Below are 23,762 nucleotides of genomic sequence, written 5' to 3'. Positions count from 1 at the left end.
TAATGGTGGGAGGATTCAAAATGATTTCTGCAGGAGATATTAGAAAAGGTACAACTTTTGAAATGGATGGACAAGTATTTACAGTTATTGAATTTTTACATGTAAAACCAGGTAAAGGTGCTGCATTTGTAAGAACAAAATTAAGAAATGTAATCAATAGTTCAGTGGTTGAAAGAACATTTAACCCAACAACTAAATTACAAGAGGCAGTAATTGAAAGAAAAGAAATGGAATATTCTTATTCTGATGGTCAATTATACTACTTTATGGACCAAGAAACATTCGAACTAGTTCCATTAAACTTTGATCAAGTTGAAAATGCAATAAAATTCATGAAAGAAAACATGTTTGCAGTTATTAAATTCTTTAAGGGAAGTGCTTTTTCAGTAGAAGCTCCAAACTTTGTTGAATTATTAATAACAGAGTGTGAGCCAGGAGCAAAAGGAAACACAACTTCAAATGTATTAAAACCAGCAACTGTTGAAACAGGAGCAATAGTGTCTGTTCCATTGTTCGTTAATGAAGGAGATACAATTAGAATTGATACTAGAACTGGCGATTACATGGAAAGAGTTTAAATAAAATAGGAAGTGATTTTTTGGACTTAATCATAGATAAGATAAAAAATTTGGAAGAAAAAATCAATTGTATAAAGAATCCAAATGATGATTATAATGCCATTCTTTTTGATGTGTTAGGAATTATCCAAGAGATAGTATCTGATGTATCTACTCTCAACAAGAATTATGACGAGATAAATGATTATGTAACTGTTTTAGATGAAAATTTAGGGAATATTGAAGAAGAACTTTTTGGTTTTGAAGTTGAAGAAAGCGAATTTGAGGACTTTGAGTATCTTGATATTAGCTGTGAAGTATGTGGTGAGCAAATAGCCATTGAAAAATCACTTTTAAACGAAGGCAGTTCATTAGAATGTCCTAACTGTCATAATAAAATAAAGTTTTAAAAACTGTAGTGCAGAAATGCGCTACAGTTTTTTTTATTTTAGGAATAATTTCATCATATTTGCAATAAGCTTAATTAAGGAAGGAGGAAATCTATGAGTACTAGAGATGTTTTTTATATATTACCTAATGAAATTAGTGGGTTAGTAGAGAAGATTCAACGGGTGGAAGAAATTAATGAGATAAGGCTTAGAGTGGGAAGACCCATATCAATTTATATTGGTAATGAAGAAAGGATACTAAATTACACTATTAAAGGAGAAGATTTAAATAAAATTATTCAAAGGATGAGTAATTATTCAATTTACGCTTTTGATGAAGAAATACGACAAGGCTATATAACTATAAAAGGAGGCCATAGGGTAGGCGTTTGTGGTACGTGTATTATGGACAAGGGAAGAATAAAAACAATTAAAAATATATCTTCTTTGAACATTAGAATATGTAGGCAAATAATTAATTGTGCAAAAAGTGTAATGCCTAACCTAATAAATAATGGTAATCTTTTGAATAGCATAATTATTTCTCCACCTAAATGCGGTAAAACTACATTAATAAGAGATATATCCAGAAATTTATCTAATGGCTACATAGTTAACAATAAGAAAATGAAAAGTATGAAGGTTTGTATAATTGATGAAAGAAGCGAGATTGGTGGTTGTTATAATGGTATTCCTCAATTAGACATAGGCGAAAAAACAGATATTTTTGATAGTTGTTTAAAAAGTAATGGAATAATGATGGCTATTAGAAGTATGTCACCAGAAGTAATAGTTTGTGATGAAATTGGAACTTATGAGGATATGAATAGTATAATTGCCGCTTTAAGTTCAGGTGTAAATCTAATAACAACTATACATGGATTTGGAATTGAAGATCTTTATAGTAGAGATGTTTTTAAAGACATTTTAAATAATAAAGTTTTTCAAAGAGCAATAGTTCTAAGTAATAGAAAAGGAATAGGTACTATTGAATATGTTTATGATTTCAATAAAAAATCAAAGGTGGTGGTTGAATGATAAGTATTAAACTTGTTTGCTCTTTAATTATTATAGGTTCTTGTACTTTTATGGGTATAAAGTTTGGAGATACTTTGAGAAAAAGGGTAAAAGAGCTTAATGAGCTAATGGCAGCCATTTATTTAATTAAAACACAAATACATTATACATTTACACCTTTGCCTGAAATATTTAATGTTTTATCAAAAAAAAATAAAGAACCATTAAAAACAATATTTGAAAATATTTCAATAAGTTTATATGCCAATGATGTGGATTCAGTTTATGAAGCAGTTGAATATGAGTTAAATAATAAAATACATTCTCTTTCTTTAAAAAAAGAGGACAAGGATATATTTATGGATTTAGCAAAATCTTTAGGAGATACAGATATTGAAGGGCAAAATAGTATTTTGGAATTAACAGAAATGAAACTTAAGAAACAAATTGAGAAAGCTGATTTAGATTTGAAAAACAATTTGAAAATTTATCAATACTTAGGATTTACTATAGGAGCAACCATAGTAATTCTAATTGTTTAGGAGGAAGTTATGTTAGAAACAAGTTTGATTTTTAAATTAGCAGGTATAAGTCTATTAATTATTGTATTAGATAAAATTATAAGGTCTAGCGGAGGTAAGGAAGATTACGCTGTTGTTATAAATATAGCAGGAATAGTAATAATTTTAATGATGGTGTTGGGGCTTATAAATAATTTGTTTAATACAATAAAAACCATGTTTAGCTTTTGAGGTGACCTATGGATATTATTAAGGTTGTTTCTTTTGCTTTCATAGCTTTAGCTGTAATAGTTACTATAAGAAAAGAACGTCAGGATCTAGCTATTCAAATAAGTTTAGTAGCAGGGATTCTTATATTTATTTTTATGATAACTAAAATATCTTCCGTACTTCAATTACTTCAAGAATTAGCCATAAAAGCTAATATAGATTTTATATACTTAGATGTAGTATTTAAGATTTTGGGTATTTCATATTTAGCCTCATTTTGCAGTGAAATATGTAGAGATGCTGGTGAAAGTAATTTAGCTTCAAAGGTAGAATTTGCAGGTAAAATTTTAATACTGGTTTTAGCAATTCCAATTTTAATGGCGGTACTGCAATCAATTATGAAAATTATGTGAGAAACAGGTGATGACAGTGAAGAAAATTTTATTTTGTTTAAGTTTAGTATTTATGATGAATTTTTTCTTTGTTTCAAATTGTTATGGTGATGATAATACATACGGAGTAGAAGAAAGTGACACAAATAATGCTATAAAAAGTTTATATCAGTATATGACCAATATTCAAAGTGAGTATGAAATGTTAAGAGATATGACCTTTGAAGATTATGTTACCACATATACGAAAACTGGACAGGGAGCACTTACTTTTGATAAATTCATAGAAATATTTTTGAAATATGGATTAAGGGAAATCACAGCAACTTTCAAAACCATGTCTACTATAATAGTTATAGCCATAATATGTGCTTTAATTAAAAATCTAGAAACTGCTTTTAGTAATGAGAATTTAAGTAATATAGCTTATTTTGCTTGTTATTCATTGATCATAATTATACTTGCTAAAAGCTTTTATAATGGAGTTACCTTAGCTAGAGAAACTATTCAGGGAATGAGTGATTTTATGACCGCTTTAATACCAGTTCTTTTAATGTTATTGGCGGGGGTAGGAAGTGTTACGGAGGCAGCAGTATTAGACCCAATAATAATTGGAACTGTAAATATAAGTGCCAAATTAATTGTGGACATACTATTGCCCATTATATCCTTTGCATTTGTACTTATATTTGTAAATAACATAAGCGAGGATAGCAAAATAGAAAATTTAACCAAGCTATTAAATCAAATAGTTTTATGGCTTCAAGGGATAATAATGACAGTTTTTATAGGGATAATTACTATAAGAGGCATTTCGGCTAATACTATTGATGCAGTGGCAGAAAAAACTGTTAAGTTTGCTGTTGATAAGTTTATACCTATTGTGGGAGGGGCATTATCAGATGCTATTAGCACTGTGGCTGGATATTCACTGTTAATAAAAAATGCTTTGAGTAGTGTTGGATTAATAGTTTTAATCGCAATAGTTTTAATTCCAATAATCAAACTTTTGGCTATAGGATTTATATATAAAATAACTGCAGCTTTAATAGAGCCTATTAGCGACAAAAGATTAGTAAAAAGTGTTTCAGCAGCGGGGGATTCTTTAATACTTATAACTTCTTGTTTGATAAGTGTATCAGTGATGTTTTTTATAATGATAGCTATTGTAGCATCAGCAGGAAAAATAATTCTAAACGGATGACAAGGGGTGTGATTAATGGAGTATTTTAAGGAGTGGATAATGAGGATCTGCACAACTGTATTTTTTATTACGGCTGTGGAAATGATTCTTCCAAAAAATTCTATTAAAAAGTATGGTAAATTTGCCCTGGGATTGATTCTGGTCACTGTTATAATTGATCCTTTTATAAAAGTCTTTGATAATAATTTCAATTTAGAAAGATATGTAGCACAAGCCTCTAGTTATATGACCTCAAGTGAAAATAAGGATTTTAGCGATTATAAAAAAGAATCCATAGAAAAATCTTCAAGAGTATTTGCAGAAAATTTGTCTAAGATTGGGCAAGGGGAATTAGAAAGAATTATGCCAGAATGTAGTTTTCAAGTTGATGTTGAAGTAGAATACAATGAAGAATCAACGGAGTTTATAATTCAAAGAACCAAGGTTTTGGTATCAAGTTCGGGCATAAAACAAATAAAAAAAATTACTATAGGTAATTCACAAGAAGTTTCAAACAATAATGAAGTTAGTGGAGAAGTTCAAGTGAAAGTTAAAGATACATTATCCCAGCTTCTTAATATATCTCCTGATAAAATTAAAATTTACAAAGAATAAAAGAGAGGGATTAGGATGAATATTAAAGAGTTTTTGAATAAAGATGAAATAAAGAAAGTAAAAAAGGATAAAAAAAATTGGGTGAATTTAGTGATACTTACTTTGGTGGCCATTTTAATGATTGTACTAAGCAGTAGTTTTAGTGAAAGTAAAGATATGTTTTCACAAAAACAAGCTGATATACCAAAGGAAAGTACCATTTCTTCTGAAGTAGAAGTAAATGAGTATCAAACAGATATGGAGAGTAAGCTTAAAACAATGCTAGAGCAAATTGACGGAGTGGGTAAAGTTAAGGTGATGATAAATTTTGAAGGAGGAGAGGAACAGGTTCCAGCTACAAATAATAATGATTCTACAAGTTTGACAGAAGAAAATGATAGTAATGGTGGAACAAGAAAGATTACTCAAAACAATGAAGGAGAAACAGTAGTGATGGTGGATGGAATCAATGGAAATCAACCTTTGATATTGAAAAAAAATAGTCCAGAGGTATGTGGAATTTTTGTGGTAGCAGAAGGGGCTTCCAATGATTTGATTCGTTTGAGTATTCAAAAAGCTGTTATAACTTTATTTGGAGTTCCAGAAAGTAAAGTTACAGTTTATCCAATGAAAAAATAACATAAATAAAAATTTAAAGCATATAGTTATAGTGAAAATATAAAATCTTGAGGAGGAATAAAAATGAGTAAGAAGCAAGGAGCCATAATTGTAGTATTACTAGCTTTAATAATTTCAGCAGGGATTTTAGCTACTAAGTTAAATAATGATTCTCTTTATGTTGGGGAACAATTGAATGGTGATGGTCAAACTATTTCTACAAGCCAAACTGATACAACAACTTCTTCTAATTTTTTTGCAGAACAGAAAATTTTGAGGGACAACACTGAAAACTCTACATTAAAAACATTACAAACATTAATTGATGATGACAATGTATCCAAAGAAGAAAAAGACAAAACAGCTCAAAAATACACTGAATTGACTTTGGCACGTAATAACGAGTCTGAGGTTGAAACTATTTTAAAAGCAAAAGGATTTCAGGAAATTTTATGCTTAGTAGAAGAAAGCAAAGTAAGTGTTATAGTGAAAACAGCAGAAAAATTAACAGACAAGCAATTAAAACAAATTCAAACTGTAGTTTATGATGTAACAAAAATTATGGAAGTTGAAGTTATTGAAAAACAATAATTGTTTGTAAAAAGAATTTCTATTTGATATAATATACTTATGATAATTTGTTTTGGGTTTCCCAAAAGAGGAGGGACAGTAATGGAAGAAAATATAATGGAAATGACAGATATAGGGATAGTTAAAATATCTGATGAAGTAGTAGAAGTTATAGCAGGACTCGCAGCTTCGGAAATAGATGGAATAGTAAGAATGAGCACTAATTTAGTAGGTGGTATAACAAAAATATTAACTCCTAAAAAGAATCTTTCCAAAGGTGTTAAGGTAAATGTTGGGGAAGATAGTGCATGCATTGAAATATATGTTATAGTTACATATGGTACTAAAATTTTAGATGTAGCTAAAAAAGTACAAGAAAATGTTAAAAAAGCAGTAGAATCTATGACAGGATTAAAAGTAGAAGCTGTAGATGTTTTTGTTCAAAGTATGGTGGTACCTAAAGAAGAAATAAAAACAGTTGAATAAAAAAACATCCTCAATAAGAGGATGTTTTTTTAGAATTTGTTTGACATTTGAGGGAAAAATCTATAATGTTAGTAAGGGAAATATTTTAATAGGAAACACATAGGAGGAATTATTAATGAATAGACGTAAATCAAGGGAATTATTAATGAAATTTTTATTTGAGATTTCAATCAATAAATTAGCTTATGAAGAGGTATTAGAAAACTACAAAATGGATAAAAATAATATTGTGGAAGAAATTGATTTTAATTTTATTAAAGAGAGCATAGAGGGTATAGAAGAAAACAAAGAAATAATTGATAATAAAATTGAAATGAATCTTAAAAATTGGAAAATAAACAGACTTTCTAAAATAGATTTAGCTATTTTGAGAATTTGTACTTATGAGTTTTTATTTAACAAAGACATTCCAAATAATGTATCCATAAATGAAGGAATTGAACTTGCAAAAAAATATTCTGCAGATAGCTCACCATCATTTATAAATGGAGTTTTGGGAAATATGATGAAATCTTAGGAGGTTTAATTTTGTGGGGACTAAATTAGATGGAAAAACATTAGCAGCAAATATCAGAAATGACATTAGTGAAAAAATAGAGAAGTTAAAAAAAGAAAATAAGAAAATACCTTCTTTGGCTAATATAATTATTGGAGAAGATGGTGGATCTAGATTTTATTTTAATACTCAGAATTCTGTTTGTGAAAAAGTAGGGATTAAAACAAAAAGTTTAGAGCTTGAAGAAAATATTCAAGAAGAAACTTTAATTGACCTTATAAAGCAATTAAATGAAGATAAGTCAGTTTCAGGGATAATCCTTCAATTGCCATTACCTAAACATTTGGATGAAAACAAAATAGCTTCAACTATATCAATCAAGAAAGATGTGGATGGATTGAATTCTTTAAGTTCTGGAAAATTATTTAAGGGAGAAGATTGCTTTGTTCCATGCACACCAAAAGGTATTATAAAATTAATAAAAAGTACAGGTGTTGAAATTCAAGGAAAACATGCTGTTGTAATTGGAAGAAGCAATATAGTTGGAAAACCTGTAGCACAACTTTTATTAGCAGAAAATGCTACTGTAACTATGTGTCATTCAAAATCTGATAATTTAAAAGAAATATGTAAAATGGCAGATATTTTAGTGGTAGCCATAGGTCGACCAGGAATCATTAATAAAGAGTATGTTAAGAAAAATGCATTAGTTATTGATGTGGGTACTACAGTGGTTAATGGTAAATTGACTGGAGATGTAGATTATAATGATGTAGTAGACATTGCTGCTTATACAACTCCTGTACCTGGAGGCGTTGGTCCTATGACTACAACAATGCTTTTAGTCAATCTTTGTGGGGATAATTAGAATGTATATAAAAACTTTAACTGTAACTCAATTAAATAATTACATAAAAAAAACCATGGATGGAGACTTCATTCTAAAAAATGTAAGTCTTAAAGGAGAAATATCCAATTGGAAAAAGCATAGTAGTGGACATATTTACTTTTCTTTAAAAGATGAAAGTGGAAAAATAAATTGCATTATGTTTAAAGAATACGCTGATGGATTGGATTTTGACCCGGATAATGGAATTTCAGTTGAGGCAATGGGAAGAGTAACTCTTTATGCAAAAGAAGGTTCTGTACAATTGTATTGTCAAAGCATAAAAAGAGATGGAGTAGGAGATCTTTTTATTCAGTTTGAGAAGTTAAAAAAGAAACTAGAAGAAGAAAATCTTTTTTCCTCAAATTATAAAAAAAGTATACCCAAATTTGCAATGAAAGTAGGGGTTATAACTTCTCCTACTGGAGCCGCTATAAGAGACATAATCAATGTAGCTAAAAGAAGGAATTCTAAAGTAGAATTAATTATATATCCTTCATTAGTACAAGGAGATATGGCAGCGGCAAATTTGATTGAAGGTATAAAATATTTTAATGAAAAAAATGATGTAGATTTAATAATACTTACTCGTGGAGGTGGCTCCATTGAAGAATTATGGGCTTTTAATAATGAAGATTTAGCAAGAACAATATTTAAATCTAAAAAGCCTGTGATTTGCGGAGTAGGTCATGAAACGGATTTTACAATTGCTGATTTTGTTAGTGATATGAGAGCCCCAACTCCTTCTGCAGCAGCAGAAATCGCAATTTTCAATGAAAGTGAAATTTTAGAAAAATTATCTTATAATATGAAAATGATTAAGATGAAACAAATTAAGCGAATTGATTATGAAAAAAATAGAGTGAATTTATATAAAGAAAAGCTACAGAATTATAAACCTATAAACTATATAGCAAATGAATATTTCAAAGTGGATTATTTAAATAAAGAATTAAGGAATACTATTAATTCTAAAATTGATAAAAATAAAACTTTGTTAAGTCATACATATGCATTACTTCAAGAAAAGAATCCTTTAAATATTATCAATAAAGGATACTCAATAATAAGAGATTCTGACCAAAAGACTATAAAGTCAATTTCAATTTTAAAAGAAAAAAAAGAAATTGAAGTTATTTTAGCAGATGGACGTGAAAAATTTTATTTAGAAATGAAAAGGGAGGTTTAATTTTGCCCAAGAAAAAAGAAAACTATGAAGATCTTTTTAAACAATTAGAAACTATTGTGCAGGATATGGATGAAGATAATATTTCTTTAGATTCTTCTATGAAAAATTATGAAAAAGGTATAGAATTAACTAATAAGTTATATAAAATTTTAAGTGAAGCAGAAGGTAAGATTAAAATAATTGATAAAAACCAAGAAGAAAAATTATTTGAGGATGATGAGGATGAAAGAATTTAAAGATAATATTGATTTATGGTTACATGAGTATTTTAACAATAAAGATGATTATAATAAAAAATTATATGATGCCATGGAATATAGCATAAAAGTTGGAGGAAAAAGAATTAGGCCAATACTTTTGTTAACTACATATTCTATGTATAAAAAAGATATTGAAGAAGCTATGCCACTAGCTTGTGCTCTTGAAATGATTCATACTTATTCTCTTATTCATGATGATTTACCTTGTATGGATAATGATGACTTAAGAAGAGGAAAGGCAACAAGCCATAAAGTGTTTGGAGAAGCTATAGCAGTTTTAGCAGGAGATGCACTATTAAATGAAGCAATGAATATAATGTTTAAATGTTCAGCAAAATCATCACTTCATTTAAAAGCTTCTACAGAAATTGCTTTTGCAGCAGGACCTGAGGGCATGATAGGCGGGCAATTAGTTGATATTGAAGGTGAAAATAGAAAAATATCTCTTGATGAGTTAAATTACATGCATAGTAAGAAAACTGGCGCATTGATAAATGTATCTATTATTGCGGGAGCTATTTTGGGAAATGCTTCATTAGAGCATCTTGAAAAACTTTCTTTGTTTGGGAAAAAACTAGGATTAGCTTTTCAAATCAAAGATGATATTTTAGATGTTATTGGTGATGTTGATAAATTAGGCAAAAAAATCTCTAGCGATAATAATAATAATAAAACCACATATATAACTGAATTTGGATTAAAAGAATGTAAAATTATTTGTGAAGAATTGACTGATGAATGCTATAAAATATTAAATAGTATTGAGGTTGATACAACTGACCTTAAAAAAATAACTACATTTCTATTAAATAGAGATTTCTAGTAAATATTTTGAATTTTCATCATTGATATGATATAATTCCATTAGAATTAGTGGTGCAGTATTCTAGTCAGGTAAGTGTTTTTTGAGGGCGGGGCTAAAAATCCGTCAAAGGGCACATCGATGAAGCTTCTGGTGCTGGCTTACTACGCCCAGTGGTGGGTTGGTGCTGGGAGTAAGGGGGCTGGGGCAACCGCAAAGGCATGCGCATCTGACCCTACCCCCGGGAGACCATTTCTTGTGGTTTAGGAGAGATACCTATTCTACGACAATGGATTAAACCTGCAATGTGGTGAAAAGCTATGTGCAGTGTAGCCTGCCTTGAGTGAGGTTGGTGGAGGTGAACTTTTTGGTTCAAGGAAACCTATTTTGCAAAAGAGGCTAGGGAGACACCTAACTGCTGAGGAAAACTCCTAGACTGTTTTATAAAAGGTATGCTAAAGATTGCAGTGTGGACTAAGTGGTAATCCAGTCCTATAGTTTGGTAACGCTATAGGTAGAATATTAAAAGGAAACTGCTATGCTGGCGACAGGTAGTTGTTCTACGGGAAATCCTACTGGACCTAAGCCATAAGATTTATTTAGCATACTACCACTTATTATTAATGGAGGCTTAATTGAGTAATAATAAAAATAATAGAAAAAGTAAAAAAAAGAATGATTATAAAAAATGGGTAATAGTAATAGTTTTGTGGACTTTAGTTATTTCAACACTAATTTCTTTATTAGCTAATGTGGTATTGCAGGCTGTAAATCTTTTTTTAGCACTAATTATATTAGTGTTTATTATATTTATAGGTATAATCTTTGACTTAATTGGAGTAGCGGTTACTGCTGCAAGTGAGACACCTTTTCATTCAATGGCATCAAGAAAAGTAAAAGGAGCAAAGGAAGCTGTTAAACTTGTTAGAAATGCTGACAAAGTTTCAAACTTTTGCAATGATGTAATTGGGGATATTTGTGGAGTAATAAGTGGAGCTATAGGAGCTTTGATACTAGTAAAAGTTGTTTTGTGGACTCAGCTAACAGGAGAGAATGTTAATATAATTATAGGTTCTATTATTGGGGCTATTATTGCATCTCTTACAGTGGGTGGAAAAGCTATTGGTAAAAGTATAGCTATAAGTAAAAGTAATAAAATAGTTTTTGCAGTAGCAAAGGTTATAAATCTTATGAAAAGGGATAGATAGCATGTATAAATATTTGGATAATTACTCTCAATTAGATGGAGTAAAGAAAATGACATTAAAAGAGCTTTATGATTTTAGTGAAGAAATTAGACACTACCTTATAGAAAAAGTATCAAAAAATGGAGGACATTTAGCTTCAAATCTTGGTGTTGTAGAATTGACTTTAAGTCTTTTAAATATATTTGACGTGGAAGAAGATAAAATAGTATGGGATGTAGGACATCAATCCTATGTATACAAACTATTAACTGGAAGAAAAGAATGTTTTGACACTTTACGAAAATTTGGTGGACTTAGTGGATTTCCTAAAAGATGTGAAAGCAAATACGACTACTTTGAAACTGGACACAGTAGCACTTCTATTTCTGCAGCTTTAGGATTGGCTAGAGCTAGGGATATCTTAAATGAAAAATCAAATGTTATTGCCGTAATAGGCGATGGAGCATTAACAGGTGGTATGGCTTTAGAAGCTTTAAATGATATTGGGTATAATAAAACTAATATGATTATTGTTTTAAATGATAATCAAATGTCTATATCTGAAAATGTTGGTGGTATCTCAAATGTTTTAAATGGACTTAGAGTAGATCCAAACTATAATAGAATTAAAGAGGATATTACATCCACTTTAAATAAAATTTATTTTGGCAAAGAAATAGCTAATTCTTTGGGTAAAATAAAAGATGGTATACGAAATTTACTTGTACCAGGGCAGTTTTTTGAAGAATTAGGAATAAAATATTTTGGACCTATTGATGGGCATGATATTAAACAATTAAGTAAAGTATTAGGGCAGGCTAAGAAAATAAAGGGACCTGTATTGATTCATGCACTTACATTGAAAGGAAAAGGATATGATCATGCAGAGGAAAATCCTTCAACTTTTCATGGAATTGGACCTTTTAATTTAGAAAGTGGCAAAATCAAAGAAATAAAAAAAGAAACATATTCTAAAGTTTTTGGAAAAACCATGGTAGACCTTGGGAAAAACCATGAAAATTTAGTAGCAATTACTGCGGCTATGCCTGATGGTACCGGATTAAAGGAATTTAGCCAAGTTTATAAAGATAGATTTTTTGATGTTGGAATTGCAGAACAACATGCAACTACTCTTGCAGCTGGAATGGCAAGTGGGGGGTTAAAACCTGTATTTGCTGTTTATTCAACTTTCCTTCAAAGAGCCTATGACCAAATAATACATGATATATGTCTTCAAAAATTACCTGTAATACTTGCTATTGATAGAGCGGGTATAGTAGGAGAAGATGGAGAAACACATCAAGGATTGTTTGATTTATCTTACTTGACACACATACCAAATTTAACAATTATGACTCCACGATGTACTAAAGATTTGCAATTTATGTTGGAATGGGCTATTGAACAAAATGAGCCTATTGCAATAAGATATCCAAGAGGTGGAGATAATTATATTAATGATATACCTTTATGTTTAAATATAAATAAAGGAAAATGGCAAACAGTGTGTAAGGGTGAAAAAGTGGTAATAATAGCTTTAGGAGACATGGTTAATAAAGCTTACGCTTTAAGAGATAAGCTGAAAAATGTTGGAATAGACCCTACTATAGTTAATGCTTTATTTGTAAAGCCACTAGATACTGTTATGTTAGATTATTTTATTGAAAATGATTATAAAATAATTACTATAGAAGATAATTATACTATTGGTGGGTTTGGTGCTTATGTATTAAACTATACTAATAATAAAAATAAAAACATTAAAGTGTTAAATCTAGGTTATAAAGATGAATTTGTAACTCATGGAGAAGTTGAAATACTTTATAAACTTAATAAACTTGATGAAAATGGAATATTTAAAAGTATAGTTAGTTTTGTTTAAAGAAAAGGAGACATAAAATGAGTTCAAAAAAGGAAAGATTAGATTCATTGCTTGTAAAAAGAAATTTCTTTGAATCTAGAGAAAAAGCTAAAGTTAGAATTATGGCTGGTGAAATTTTTGTAGACAATGAAAGAGTAGATAAATGCGGTCAACTTGTAAAAGAAGATGCAGAAATTGAATTCAAAGGAAAAGAAATGCCTTATGTTAGTAGAGGTGGGTATAAGCTAGAAAAAGCAATGAAAACTTTTAATATAAATTTAGAAAACACAAAATGTATGGATATTGGAGCTTCTACAGGTGGATTTACAGATTGTATGCTTCAAAATGGTGCATCAAAAGTTTTTGCTGTAGATGTAGGTTATGGTCAATTTGCATGGAAGTTAAGACAAGATGAAAGAGTAGTTTGCATGGAGAGAACCAATGCTAGATATTTAACTGAAAAAGATTTAGGTGATTTGTGTGATTTTGCAAGCATTGATGTTTCTTTTATTTCTTTGACTAAAATCATACCAGCTGTATCCAATTTATTAAATGATAAAGGTTCAGTTGTAGCTTTAATTAAACCTCAATTTGAAGCAGGAAGAGAAAAAGTTGGTAAAAAAGGCGTTGTTAGAGATTCTAAAGTTCATAAAGAAGTTATTATGAAGATATTAGATTTTCTTAAAGCAAATGAATTAAAGGTTGTAGGAATAGATTATTCTCCAATTAAAGGACCAGAAGGAAATATTGAATACTTGGTTTATTTTACAAAAGATAAAGATTACACAATTGAATTTTCAAATGATGTAGTTGACCAAATAGTAGATTTTTCTCATGATAAAGCGAAATAGGTGGTATAATGTATAAAATAGCTGTTAATATCAATAGTAGAAAATTAATTGGGGATTCAGTAGTAGAAAAAATTATTTATACTATAAAAAAATATTATAAAAATACTGAGATCATTTTGTTTAAAGATGCTGTTAACTTAAAAGAAAGGTTAACCTGCGATTTCAGGAAAATTATTGTTTTAGGTGGAGATGGCACAATACTAGCTACCGCAAGAGAAGTTCATGATTGTGGTATTCCAATACTAGGAATAAATCTTGGGAATTTAGGATTCTTAACATCCATAGAAATGTCAAATTTAGATGAAGGTATAAAAAAACTAAGTCTTGGTGATTTTGAAATAGAAGAAAGAATTATGTTAGATTGTTCTATACAAAGTTCTATACAAAATGGAAACAATGAAGAGAAGATGCTAGCTTTAAATGATGTTGTGATTTCTAGAGAGATAATGTCGGGTATGTATAAATATGGTATTTATGTGGATGGTAATTATTACACCACCTTCAAATCAGATGGCATAATTATATCGACACCAACAGGTTCTACTGCTTATTCACTATCTGCAGGAGGACCAATAATTTACCCAACTATTGATGTTATAGCTATCACTCCAATTTGTCCTCATTCTCTTAATTCTAGAAGTATTGTGCTTGGGGCAGATTCCAACATATCAATATCTATAAGCGGCAATGTAGGTAAAATAATTTTGTCTTTAGATGGTCAATCTCATAATGATATTGTAAATACAGATATTATTAAAATTAAAAGGCATGAAAAAAAATGTAAAATCATTAAATTGAATGGGGATGACTATTTCAACGTTCTCAGAAATAAAATATTAAAAAATGTTTAAAGAAAGGGGACTTTTATGAAAATTGAGCGTCAAGCAAAATTACTAGAAATTATAAGTACACAAGATATTGTAACCCAAGAAGAATTGGCTGATGAATTGAAAAAACAAGGAATGGATATTACACAAGCCACAGTATCAAGAGATATTAAAGAATTAAAACTAATAAAGGTGCTTACAGATAATGGAACATATAAATATGCAACTGTAGTACCAAGCAATAATCCACATTCAAACAGACTGGCTAACATATTTTCACAAACTGTATTATCAGTTCAAAGTGTAGGTAATTTTGTTTGTGTTAAAACCATGTCAGGTTCTGGTGGAATTGCAGGCGAAGCAATTGATACATTGGGCCTAGAAGGTATTGTAGGAACAATAGCAGGAGATAATACAATATTTGTTTTAGCTATTAATGAAGAGAAGGCAAATGAAATATCAAAAAAAATGAAAAAAATGATAAGTAAATGAGGTGAGCAAAATGCTGCTTCAAGTTAGTGTGAAAAATTTTGCATTAATTGAACAATTAACGGTAAATTTTGAAGAAGGATTAAATGTTCTTACTGGTGAGACCGGGGCAGGAAAATCTATTCTTATAGATGCAATAAATTTTGTTTTAGGAGATAAAACAAATAAAAATGCTATAAGGCATGGAGAAGATAAAACTTTTGTAGAAGCTGTTTTTGAGGTGAAGAATCAAAAAACTATTGAGTTGCTTCAGAGTTTGGATATCGATTTTGACGATGTTATAATTGTCAGTAGAGAAACAAACAAATCAGGTAAAAGTTTGGTGAAAGTAAATGGAAAAACATTATTAGTTTCTCAAGTAAAAGAATTATCAGAAACTTTATTAAATATTCATGGACAACACCAAAACCAAGATTTGCTGAATTCTTCAAGACATATTGAATTTTTTAATAAATATGGGGAAGAATTTTTAATGGAAGTTATGAAGGTTTATGTTGAATTATTTGAACAATATAAAAATATAAATGAAAAGATAATATCCATTAAAAAAAATAAAGCTGAAAATGAAAAGTTGTTGGATTATTTGCAATTTCAATTAAAAGATATAGAAAAAGCAAATTTAAAAGAAAATGAAGATGAAGAGCTAGATGAGAGATATAAAATACTTTCAAATGCCGAAAAAATCAGTGCGGTGTTAAATGAAAGTTACTCTTCATTAAATAAAAATTCCGAAGATAATTATTCAATTAGCTATATCTTAGGTAAAACAATACATAATTTAAAAGGTATAGAAAGCAATTTAAAATCCATATCGCCGGCCATTAATCTTATTCAGGAAGCTTTTTATAATATTGAGCAAGCTATAGATGACATAAGAGATCAAAAAGATGATATTTATTATGATTCAGATGAATTGGATTTTCTAAATAGTAGAATTTTTCTTATTGATGCTATGAAAAGAAAATATGGAGCTTCTATAAAAGAAATTTTAGAATTTAAAAAATCCATTGAAGAAAAAATTGAGAATATAACTTTTAGCGATGAGAAAATTGAGAAACTAGAAGAGCAAAAACAAATTCTTGAGAATAAAATGATTCTAAGTTGTGATGAAATTTATAAAAGAAGACTTATTATAAAAGATGAGTTAGAAAAAAGTATAAAAAAAGAGCTAGATTATGTAGGATTAGAAAAAGCTATTTTTAAAGTAAATATAGAGCATACAAATGAATTTTTTGACTCAGGAAGTGACATTATTAAATTTCTTATTTCAACCAATCCAGGGCAACCATTACAACCTATGGAAAAAATAGTATCTGGAGGAGAATTGTCTAGAATAATGCTTAGCTTAAAAGCGGTATTTGCTAATAAAGATGATATTCCAACTATTATTTTCGATGAAATTGACACTGGAATTAGTGGAAGAACAGCTCAAAGTGTTGCTGAAAAAATGTATTTAATTTCTATTGATCATCAAGTTTTTTGTGTAACTCATTTACCGCAAATAGCTAGTATGTCTGATTCTCATTTAAAGGTATTTAAAGAATCTATAGATGAAAATACTTTTACAAAAGTTATTAATTTAAATCGTGAAGAAAAAGAAGATGAAATTGCTAGAATGATAGGTGGAAGTAAAATCACACCATTAACACTAGAAAATGCTAAAGAAATGATAAAATTAGCGGATGATATAAAAATAGAACTTTCATGAGAAACCATATATTTATGTATATGGTTTTCTTTTTTGCGTATTGAAAAGAAGAACATTTGAAGCATATTTATCTTAGCATAATATATTTCATATGGGGGAAATTAAAATTAAAGTCAGTGCCATTATGCAGGAGGTAATGAGATGAAAAAGAAACTTTATTGCATGGTATGCTGGATTTTTATTTCTCTATTAATTTTTTCAGGAAATTTATTTAATAATATTTCCTCTATACCTAGCACCATTTATGTTCATGAAGGACAGGAAATAGAATCCAATAATATTATAGAAGCAAATATTTTTTATACCAAAAACCATTTAAACAAAATCAATAGTAACAATGATTCAATTAATATTAATCTTCTTGGGTTTCTGCCAGTTAAGTCAGTTTCTGTGCAGTCTGTACCGGATATAAAGCTTTATCCTGGTGGGCAACCTGTAGGTGTTAAGATTAACACTAAAGGAGTATTAGTGGTAGCATTATGTGATATTGAAACCAAGGAGGGTAAAGTTATAAGTCCAGCTTCATCAGCCAGTATTAATGTAGGAGATTCAATAGTAAAAGTAAACAATAAAATAATTAAAACTGCAGAAGAACTTGTATATGAAGTGAAATGTTCAGAAGGAAGAGATATTATAGTTACAGTTGAAAGAGAAGGGAAAGAATATTCTAAAAAAGTTGTTCCTCAATTAGCAGAGAAGGACCAATCATATAAAATTGGATTATGGGTAAGAGATTATACTTCTGGAGTTGGGACTTTAACCTTTTATCACAAAAGTTCTAAAACCTTTGGAGCACTTGGACATCCCATAACAGATATTGATACAGGAACCATTTTAACTGTGGATAAAGGAGAAATTGTTAATTCCTCAATAATTTCCTACAAGAAGGGTGAAAAAGGAAGTCCAGGAGAATTGAGAGGCTTATTTGTAGACGAAGATAAGATTATAGGAAAAGTTGAAAAAAACACCTCTTGTGGTATTTATGGAAAAGGAACTAATAAATTGTTAGATAATAAGTATTCAAAGGCAATGAAAATAGGCTTAAGAAATGAGATTCAGGTTGGGCCTGCGCAGATATTGACCACAATTGACGGTTCAGAGCCAGAATTATACGATATAAAGATTGAAAAATTGATAGACCAACAAGAACCGGGATCTAAATCTATGGTTATTAAGGTTACAGATGAAAGACTTTTAAAAGAAACAGGAGGCATTGTTCAAGGAATGAGCGGAAGTCCTATTATTCAAAATGACAAAATTATTGGAGCAGTAACTCACGTTTTAATAAATAAACCTGATGTAGGATATGGTATTTATATAGAGTGGATGTTGAAAGATGCAGGGATTTTATAATATTACTAGAAACTTCTTCTATTAAGTAGTAAAATAAAGGATAAGTAGATTTTATCTTTTATTTTACTTTATTTTTTTTAAAAATTTCATTAAGTTAAAGGAATTGTAAATCTTATGTCGAATAGGTATATAAGAAGTTAGTTTGGAAAATTATAGGAGGGGTAAAATGGATAATTCAAAAATTAATGTAATAATTGCAGATGACAATAAAGAGTTTTGCAATATTTTAAATGATTACCTACAAAATCAAAGTGATATTTTAGTAACAGGAATGGCTAAGGATGGACTAGAAGCACTGGAGCTTGTTAAGGTTAAAAAGCCAGATTTGTTAATATTGGATATTATTATGCCGCATTTAGATGGATTAGGAGTTTTAGAAAGATTAAATTCAATGAACCTAGAAAGTATACCTAGAGTAATAGTTCTTTCAGCAGTGGGGCAAGATAAAATAACTCAAAGAGCTTTATCATTAGGAGCAGACTATTATGTAGTTAAACCATTTGATATGGATGTTTTTATTAAAAGAATCAGACAAATGTTTAATAACACAATAAGTGATGATAGTATTAGAATTAGAAAAGATATTGAAGTTGTGGATAGTGAAAAATATGATTACAGAAGAAACGAGCCACTGGATTTAGAAAATGAAATTACTAACATAATTCATGAAATAGGAATACCAGCTCATATAAAAGGATACATGTATTTGAGAGAAGCTATTACCATGGTAGTTAATAACATGGAATTATTATCTGCTGTGACCAAAGAACTTTATCCTAATATAGCAAAGAAGTTCAATACAACTTCAAGTCGTGTTGAAAGAGCAATAAGACATGCTATAGAGGTAGCTTGGGGTAGAGGTCAAGTTGAAACAATAAATAAAATTTTCGGATATACATACTCTAATGGAAAAGGAAAACCTACAAATTCTGAGTTTATAGCAATGGTTGCTGATAAGCTAAGATTAAAAAATAAGGTAAGCTAGCCTACTTATATCAAGGGTTTACATAGATTTTGGTTCATATTAAAAAGCCAACAAACTATAATATAAACCAACAAATTGTTTTTTTGAATTTATTTTAAGATTTTCTGTTTATTGGATTTTATTCTAATAAACAGGAGGTCTTTTTTATTATGTTAAAAGAAATTGAGTATCAAATTGACAATTTTATGTATTACTGCGAAAATAAAAATTTATCTAAAAAAACTATTGCGAGTTACGAAGCAACGCTAAGATTATTTGCACGTTATTTAGAAGACAACTTTTCAATTACAGATGCGAAATTAGTGAAAGAAAAAAATATTAAAGATTATATTATTTATACTAAAGAGCGAGGCAAATATACCTTTACAGCAAATAGCAGAACAGAAAAAATTAATAATCCTTGTGCAAGAGAAGATTTCGGTAAAAAAATTTCTACAACTACTGTAAATAATTATATCAGAAATTTAAAAGTATTTTTTAATTTTTTGGTAGAGGAAAGAGTTATAAAAACTAATCCACTTCAAAAAATCAAGCAATTTAAAAATGTAAGAAAAGCAAAAGAACAACTTTCAGATGAAGAGTTTGCAAGATTAATTAGATACTTAGACACAACAAAATTTCACGAATTTAGGGATTACATTATTATACAATTAATATTAGATTCGGGTATGAGAATAGGGGAATGTTTAGCACTTCAAGTAGAAAATTTAGATATTAGAAATAATGCAATATTAATTAAAGCAGAAAATGCAAAAAGCAACAAGGATAGATATGTATTTTTTTCTAATGTTATGCAGAAAATGTTACACAGATGGTTGCAATACAAAGATAGATATGTCAATACAGAGTTCTTATTTTGCACAAATAGAAGCACTCAATTAGCAGTAAGCAATTTTGAAAAGAATTTTAGAAATTATGTTGCTAGAGCAAGAATAACGAAAAATATTACAGCACACAGTTTACGAAATAATTATGCACGAAGATTTCTAATGAGTGGTGGAGATATTTACACATTATCCAAAATTTTGGGTCATAGTAGCGTAACTGTAACAGAACAAGCATATGCAGATTTAAGCACAGAAGATATTAGAAAAAATTATCGTAAATTTAGCCCTTTAGAAAATATGAAGGGGGGTAGAAGATAATGCGTACAAAAAAAATGAAAAATATAGTAAATAATAATACATCTACAACAACAGCAGGGAATTATACAATTATACAAAATGCAGATATTACAAGTAATCTATCAAATAGTGCTTATCGTCTATACGTATTACTATTAAGTATGTGCTATGCAGATAAAGACACTTGTTACCCTTCACAACAATATTTAGCATCAAAATTACATTGTAGTGTAAGAACAATACAAAGATCTTTAAAAGAATTAATAGTTGACAAATTAATTAAGAAACAGAGAAGAGGAAGTATCAGCAATATATATACAATGCTACAAAAGAAAATAAATCAAGTTGGTAATACAGTAGCAAATAAAGTTAATCAAATTAAAAATAATTATTCTAGTAATAAATCTAATCAATATAAAGATTCCTTCTCAAACAGAAAACAACGTTCATATAATTTAGATAAAATTGAAAGAACTTTGTTAGGTTGGGATGAATACGAATAGAAAAAGCACCTACTGAGATAACGACTCAAGTAGATGCCACAACTAAATAAAATATACTATTACACTTATTATAACCGATTTTTTAAAAATTATCAAGAATAGGTGTATTTGTCATGTAAATTTTTATTTTATTTTTTCGCAGCAACTTAAATTTGTATCTAATTACAAATATTTACCAACGATTTCTTTAAAGGAAACGCTTTTATAAGTGAAAATTTGTAAATAAATATAAAATATTCTAGTGCAAAATTAGTATATTAAATGTGTGTCGCATAAGAAATAACTTGTATCTCACATCAGATAAGCCACAGTTGTTATACAAAGAAATACAAAGAAGAATTAATTAAATTAATACTATATATATATATATAGATAGATTTATAACTATATTATATACCGTTAAATTATACTTTTTTAGTTGTTCGGTATGTTAGTTATAAACTAAGCCATTTAAACATTGATATAAAAGGATTCTGAGATTCATTAATATAAGCAAAAAAAAGTGGTGGGTGGAATATAGATAACTAACTAATTACTCAGTTTTTTTTAAACAAGCATAATTAAACAGATGTCCTTAAAGAACTTTAGTTGTTTATACGCATGTAATAGCACTCTACACGATAAATAAGGCACTATAATCCTAATTAGGTACATTAGGTATATTAGCACCTGATTATTGTTATAATGCCTTATTTATGTGCTATTTTGGCTGTACGTTGACTAGAGGTCACTAGATTTATTATCTAATTGTTTCTTAATTAATTTGTCAACGCATAAAGAAAAAGGGCTAGAATTTAATCTAGTCCTTTTTTAGTCTTTAATTTCAAAAATATCATCAAAATTACAATCTAAAGCCTTAATAATTTTCTCTAAATTTTCAAAATTAATTGAAGAAGTTTCATTTTTTACAAGCCTGCCTGCACTATTTTGACTCATACCAATTTGTTTAGCCAACCAGTAAACAGTTTTATTTTGTTCTTCTAAAATATCCTTTATTCTAAGTTTAAGCATTTAAGAACCTCCATACTACAAGTATATATATAGTATAACAATAAATAATATAATTATCAATAATACAACTTGACTTATAGTATAAGTGCAGTTATAATAGTAAATATATTAAGACAAAATAAAAATTCTTGGGAGGTTAAAATTTATGAATAAAAAGTATGACCATGAAGGAAAGCTTAAACATAATAGTCAGGGCAGATATGCACTAGAAGATAATTATTATTTTACATCAGGAGAACCAATAGAAATTTTCGACACAGATGATAACACTTGGCTACAAGGCATTATTGAATATAGCCACAAATACCAAGACTACTATTTTTGCAATGATGAAGATGGAATTTATATTTACGATTTATTAGGTTGGAAAGCAAGAATTTAATAAAAAATGGGGGATGATAAAATGGAAAATTTATTTACAAAAATGGAAACAAGAAAGCAAAAATTGGATAAACAAATCGTGGGAGATTATATTTACCTTTATGCAGGTGGGACAAGGGAAGAAAGAAAATTTGTGCTAGAAGAACTGTTTATGCAAAAGATTAATAATTACGATTATGTGGAATATTGTATCAAAAAAAATGAGTGGACTTTAGATGATATATTAAAAGGACATTTTGCAAATTTGTATTGTTGTATAGAACAATTAGTTTGTTGTAGCAAAGAAATATTAGATTAAAAATCAGAGTAGCCTAAATGGTTACTCTTTTAATTTCAACAAAGTTGATAAAAGTGGAATTTTATTAAAATCATGTTGAAGAAAAACGTAGCAAATGGAAGCATGAGCGAGTATGAGAGAGGTTAAAATTTAGAGTTTATGTTGGGAAATCCCAAAGCAAAACATATATCGTTTCCTTTAAAGGAAATGCTTTATATAAAATTTAATACCGAATAATTTCATCAAACATACTGTAAAGCTAGTCATACCAACACTTACAGACAATAAATTATAAATTTACATCTGCTACAATAAGGGGAACAATAATTTCAAATGTCCGAATAGGATTAATAAATTTGCACATATAATAGCTAGAAATGGCTATATGACTAGATTTGTAACAACGCTATGGGGGAAATGAATTGTCCGTATTAGATGTATATATTTTTTATTTTTTAAATACTTATAGAAATCAAGGGGGTGAAATAGATGGGGAGACCAAAAATTGACGTAGAAAGAGAACCTTTCACAACTTCTATTCAAACAGATATATTAGATCAGATTAGAATACTGGTTAGAATACTTGCAATAGCAAGAAGATGTAGCATCAATGTTATTATAGAAGAATTATTTTCTCAATATATTGCTGAAAATGAATAGAACACTACACAATAATATTAACATATATAAAGTCAATATGCAAGAATTATTTTTGCAATCCTCCATTTTAACTGAGGATACATAGAATAAATATATGATTTATGGAGGATTGGATATTATAATCCTCCATAAATAAACAATAATTTGTAAAGTTCATTCCGAACATTACAACAGGGGGTAATTAATATGGAAAATAACTATTCAGTAATTAAAAAGAAATCTTTAGCAGAAGCACTGAATTTCATAGGTTTTAGATACTTTAAATATCAGGATGAAGAAGGAAAAACGGTATATAGTTTTGAAAATACAGATAAATTTAATTTTGTGCTACATGAATTAATTAAACTAAAAAAAAGCACATCTAATTATTAGGGG

At 28.8% G+C, this 23,762-nt stretch carries 31 protein-coding genes; 30 read left to right on the top strand and 1 reads right to left on the bottom strand.

Going from position 1 to position 23,762, the window contains the following annotated elements; all coding sequences use genetic code 11:
- Positions 1 to 20 precede the first annotated feature (20 nt).
- From efp to BUB83_RS04340, 26 genes are all read left to right on the top strand, one after another.
- Complete coding sequence (gene efp, locus BUB83_RS04465) at positions 21 to 578, top strand: elongation factor P (protein WP_073337245.1); 558 nt, start codon at positions 21 to 23, stop codon at positions 576 to 578.
- A gap of 20 nt (positions 579 to 598) precedes the next feature.
- Complete coding sequence (locus tag BUB83_RS04460; protein WP_073337244.1) at positions 599 to 967, top strand: CD1247 N-terminal domain-containing protein; 369 nt, start codon at positions 599 to 601, stop codon at positions 965 to 967.
- A 93-nt stretch (positions 968 to 1,060) separates the two neighbouring features.
- Positions 1,061 to 1,984 (top strand): stage III sporulation protein AA, encoded by a 924-nt coding sequence (gene spoIIIAA / locus BUB83_RS04455; protein WP_073337243.1) that lies wholly within the window; start codon positions 1,061 to 1,063, stop codon positions 1,982 to 1,984.
- The gene (spoIIIAB, locus tag BUB83_RS04450; RefSeq protein WP_073337242.1) at positions 1,981 to 2,505 is read left to right on the top strand and encodes a stage III sporulation protein SpoIIIAB; all 525 of its coding nucleotides are present in this window, start codon (positions 1,981 to 1,983) and stop codon (positions 2,503 to 2,505) included. The genes spoIIIAA and spoIIIAB overlap by 4 nt, the downstream gene beginning before the upstream one ends.
- Before the next feature lie 9 nt (positions 2,506 to 2,514).
- Positions 2,515 to 2,715, top strand: coding sequence for a stage III sporulation protein AC (spoIIIAC, locus tag BUB83_RS04445; protein ID WP_073337241.1), 201 nt, complete (start codon positions 2,515 to 2,517; stop codon positions 2,713 to 2,715).
- Positions 2,716 to 2,723: 8 nt separating this feature from the next.
- Positions 2,724 to 3,107, top strand: coding sequence for a stage III sporulation protein AD (gene spoIIIAD, locus BUB83_RS04440; RefSeq protein ID WP_073337240.1), 384 nt, complete (start codon positions 2,724 to 2,726; stop codon positions 3,105 to 3,107).
- 16 nt (positions 3,108 to 3,123) lie between these two features.
- Positions 3,124 to 4,290 (top strand): stage III sporulation protein AE, encoded by a 1,167-nt coding sequence (gene spoIIIAE, locus BUB83_RS04435; RefSeq protein WP_073337239.1) that lies wholly within the window; start codon positions 3,124 to 3,126, stop codon positions 4,288 to 4,290.
- Between the two features lie 15 nt (positions 4,291 to 4,305).
- A complete protein-coding gene (gene spoIIIAF / locus BUB83_RS04430; protein ID WP_073337238.1) occupies positions 4,306 to 4,884 on the top strand; it encodes a stage III sporulation protein AF in 579 nt (192 codons plus the stop codon).
- 15 nt (positions 4,885 to 4,899) lie between these two features.
- A complete protein-coding gene (gene spoIIIAG / locus BUB83_RS04425; RefSeq protein ID WP_073337237.1) occupies positions 4,900 to 5,502 on the top strand; it encodes a stage III sporulation protein AG in 603 nt (200 codons plus the stop codon).
- Between the two features lie 63 nt (positions 5,503 to 5,565).
- Positions 5,566 to 6,072, top strand: coding sequence for a SpoIIIAH-like family protein (locus tag BUB83_RS04420; RefSeq protein ID WP_073337236.1), 507 nt, complete (start codon positions 5,566 to 5,568; stop codon positions 6,070 to 6,072).
- Positions 6,073 to 6,153: 81 nt separating this feature from the next.
- Positions 6,154 to 6,537: an Asp23/Gls24 family envelope stress response protein gene (locus BUB83_RS04415; protein ID WP_073337235.1), complete on the top strand. Its 384-nt coding sequence runs from the start codon at positions 6,154 to 6,156 to the stop codon at positions 6,535 to 6,537.
- Between the two features lie 115 nt (positions 6,538 to 6,652).
- A complete protein-coding gene (gene nusB / locus BUB83_RS04410; RefSeq protein ID WP_073337234.1) occupies positions 6,653 to 7,054 on the top strand; it encodes a transcription antitermination factor NusB in 402 nt (133 codons plus the stop codon).
- Positions 7,055 to 7,067: 13 nt separating this feature from the next.
- The gene (locus BUB83_RS04405) at positions 7,068 to 7,901 is read left to right on the top strand and encodes a bifunctional 5,10-methylenetetrahydrofolate dehydrogenase/5,10-methenyltetrahydrofolate cyclohydrolase (protein ID WP_073337233.1); all 834 of its coding nucleotides are present in this window, start codon (positions 7,068 to 7,070) and stop codon (positions 7,899 to 7,901) included.
- A 1-nt stretch (position 7,902) separates the two neighbouring features.
- Positions 7,903 to 9,108: an exodeoxyribonuclease VII large subunit gene (xseA, locus tag BUB83_RS04400; RefSeq protein WP_073337232.1), complete on the top strand. Its 1,206-nt coding sequence runs from the start codon at positions 7,903 to 7,905 to the stop codon at positions 9,106 to 9,108.
- Between the two features lie 2 nt (positions 9,109 to 9,110).
- On the top strand, positions 9,111 to 9,344 hold the full coding sequence (locus BUB83_RS04395; protein WP_073337231.1) for an exodeoxyribonuclease VII small subunit: 234 nt from the start codon (positions 9,111 to 9,113) through the stop codon (positions 9,342 to 9,344).
- Positions 9,322 to 10,191, top strand: coding sequence for a polyprenyl synthetase family protein (locus BUB83_RS04390; protein WP_073337230.1), 870 nt, complete (start codon positions 9,322 to 9,324; stop codon positions 10,189 to 10,191). Before BUB83_RS04395 ends, BUB83_RS04390 begins: the two co-directional genes overlap by 23 nt.
- Before the next feature lie 614 nt (positions 10,192 to 10,805).
- Positions 10,806 to 11,378 carry a hypothetical protein gene (locus tag BUB83_RS04385; protein ID WP_073337229.1) on the top strand — a complete coding sequence of 191 codons (573 nt, stop codon included), beginning with the start codon at positions 10,806 to 10,808 and terminating at the stop codon, positions 11,376 to 11,378.
- A gap of 1 nt (position 11,379) precedes the next feature.
- Positions 11,380 to 13,239, top strand: coding sequence for a 1-deoxy-D-xylulose-5-phosphate synthase (gene dxs, locus BUB83_RS04380; protein WP_073337228.1), 1,860 nt, complete (start codon positions 11,380 to 11,382; stop codon positions 13,237 to 13,239).
- A 17-nt stretch (positions 13,240 to 13,256) separates the two neighbouring features.
- The gene (locus BUB83_RS04375; RefSeq protein ID WP_073337227.1) at positions 13,257 to 14,069 is read left to right on the top strand and encodes a TlyA family RNA methyltransferase; all 813 of its coding nucleotides are present in this window, start codon (positions 13,257 to 13,259) and stop codon (positions 14,067 to 14,069) included.
- An 8-nt stretch (positions 14,070 to 14,077) separates the two neighbouring features.
- The gene (locus BUB83_RS04370) at positions 14,078 to 14,920 is read left to right on the top strand and encodes an NAD(+)/NADH kinase (RefSeq protein ID WP_073337226.1); all 843 of its coding nucleotides are present in this window, start codon (positions 14,078 to 14,080) and stop codon (positions 14,918 to 14,920) included.
- A gap of 15 nt (positions 14,921 to 14,935) precedes the next feature.
- Entirely contained in the window at positions 14,936 to 15,388 is a 453-nt protein-coding gene (locus BUB83_RS04365; protein WP_073337225.1) for an arginine repressor, read from the top strand.
- Positions 15,389 to 15,398: 10 nt separating this feature from the next.
- On the top strand, positions 15,399 to 17,093 hold the full coding sequence (gene recN, locus BUB83_RS04360) for a DNA repair protein RecN (RefSeq protein WP_073337224.1): 1,695 nt from the start codon (positions 15,399 to 15,401) through the stop codon (positions 17,091 to 17,093).
- Positions 17,094 to 17,234: 141 nt separating this feature from the next.
- Entirely contained in the window at positions 17,235 to 18,446 is a 1,212-nt protein-coding gene (gene spoIVB, locus BUB83_RS04355; RefSeq protein ID WP_073337223.1) for a SpoIVB peptidase, read from the top strand.
- A gap of 166 nt (positions 18,447 to 18,612) precedes the next feature.
- On the top strand, positions 18,613 to 19,431 hold the full coding sequence (gene spo0A / locus BUB83_RS04350; protein ID WP_073337222.1) for a sporulation transcription factor Spo0A: 819 nt from the start codon (positions 18,613 to 18,615) through the stop codon (positions 19,429 to 19,431).
- Between the two features lie 149 nt (positions 19,432 to 19,580).
- A complete protein-coding gene (locus BUB83_RS04345; protein ID WP_073337221.1) occupies positions 19,581 to 20,576 on the top strand; it encodes a tyrosine-type recombinase/integrase in 996 nt (331 codons plus the stop codon).
- Entirely contained in the window at positions 20,576 to 21,058 is a 483-nt protein-coding gene (locus BUB83_RS04340) for a helix-turn-helix domain-containing protein (protein WP_242950627.1), read from the top strand. Before BUB83_RS04345 ends, BUB83_RS04340 begins: the two co-directional genes overlap by 1 nt.
- Before the next feature lie 810 nt (positions 21,059 to 21,868).
- Here the strand turns inward: BUB83_RS04340 and BUB83_RS04335 are convergent.
- Positions 21,869 to 22,069 carry a helix-turn-helix domain-containing protein gene (locus BUB83_RS04335; RefSeq protein ID WP_073337220.1) on the bottom strand — a complete coding sequence of 67 codons (201 nt, stop codon included), beginning with the start codon at positions 22,067 to 22,069 and terminating at the stop codon, positions 21,869 to 21,871.
- A 145-nt stretch (positions 22,070 to 22,214) separates the two neighbouring features.
- On the opposite strand from BUB83_RS04335, the gene BUB83_RS04330 reads away from it, so the two are divergent.
- From BUB83_RS04330 to BUB83_RS04320, 4 genes are all read left to right on the top strand, one after another.
- Positions 22,215 to 22,451, top strand: coding sequence for a DUF5348 domain-containing protein (locus BUB83_RS04330; RefSeq protein ID WP_073337219.1), 237 nt, complete (start codon positions 22,215 to 22,217; stop codon positions 22,449 to 22,451).
- Positions 22,452 to 22,472: 21 nt separating this feature from the next.
- Positions 22,473 to 22,748, top strand: coding sequence for a hypothetical protein (locus BUB83_RS04325; protein WP_073337218.1), 276 nt, complete (start codon positions 22,473 to 22,475; stop codon positions 22,746 to 22,748).
- A 468-nt stretch (positions 22,749 to 23,216) separates the two neighbouring features.
- Positions 23,217 to 23,387 (top strand): hypothetical protein, encoded by a 171-nt coding sequence (locus BUB83_RS21840; protein WP_159434046.1) that lies wholly within the window; start codon positions 23,217 to 23,219, stop codon positions 23,385 to 23,387.
- A gap of 186 nt (positions 23,388 to 23,573) precedes the next feature.
- The gene (locus tag BUB83_RS04320; RefSeq protein ID WP_073337217.1) at positions 23,574 to 23,759 is read left to right on the top strand and encodes a hypothetical protein; all 186 of its coding nucleotides are present in this window, start codon (positions 23,574 to 23,576) and stop codon (positions 23,757 to 23,759) included.
- The last annotated feature ends 3 nt before the right edge of the window (positions 23,760 to 23,762 follow it).

This window comes from Clostridium grantii DSM 8605 (assembly GCF_900129965.1).
Classification (GTDB): domain Bacteria; phylum Bacillota; class Clostridia; order Clostridiales; family Clostridiaceae; genus Clostridium_AF; species Clostridium_AF grantii.
This window is presented reverse-complemented; position numbering and strand designations above follow the sequence as displayed.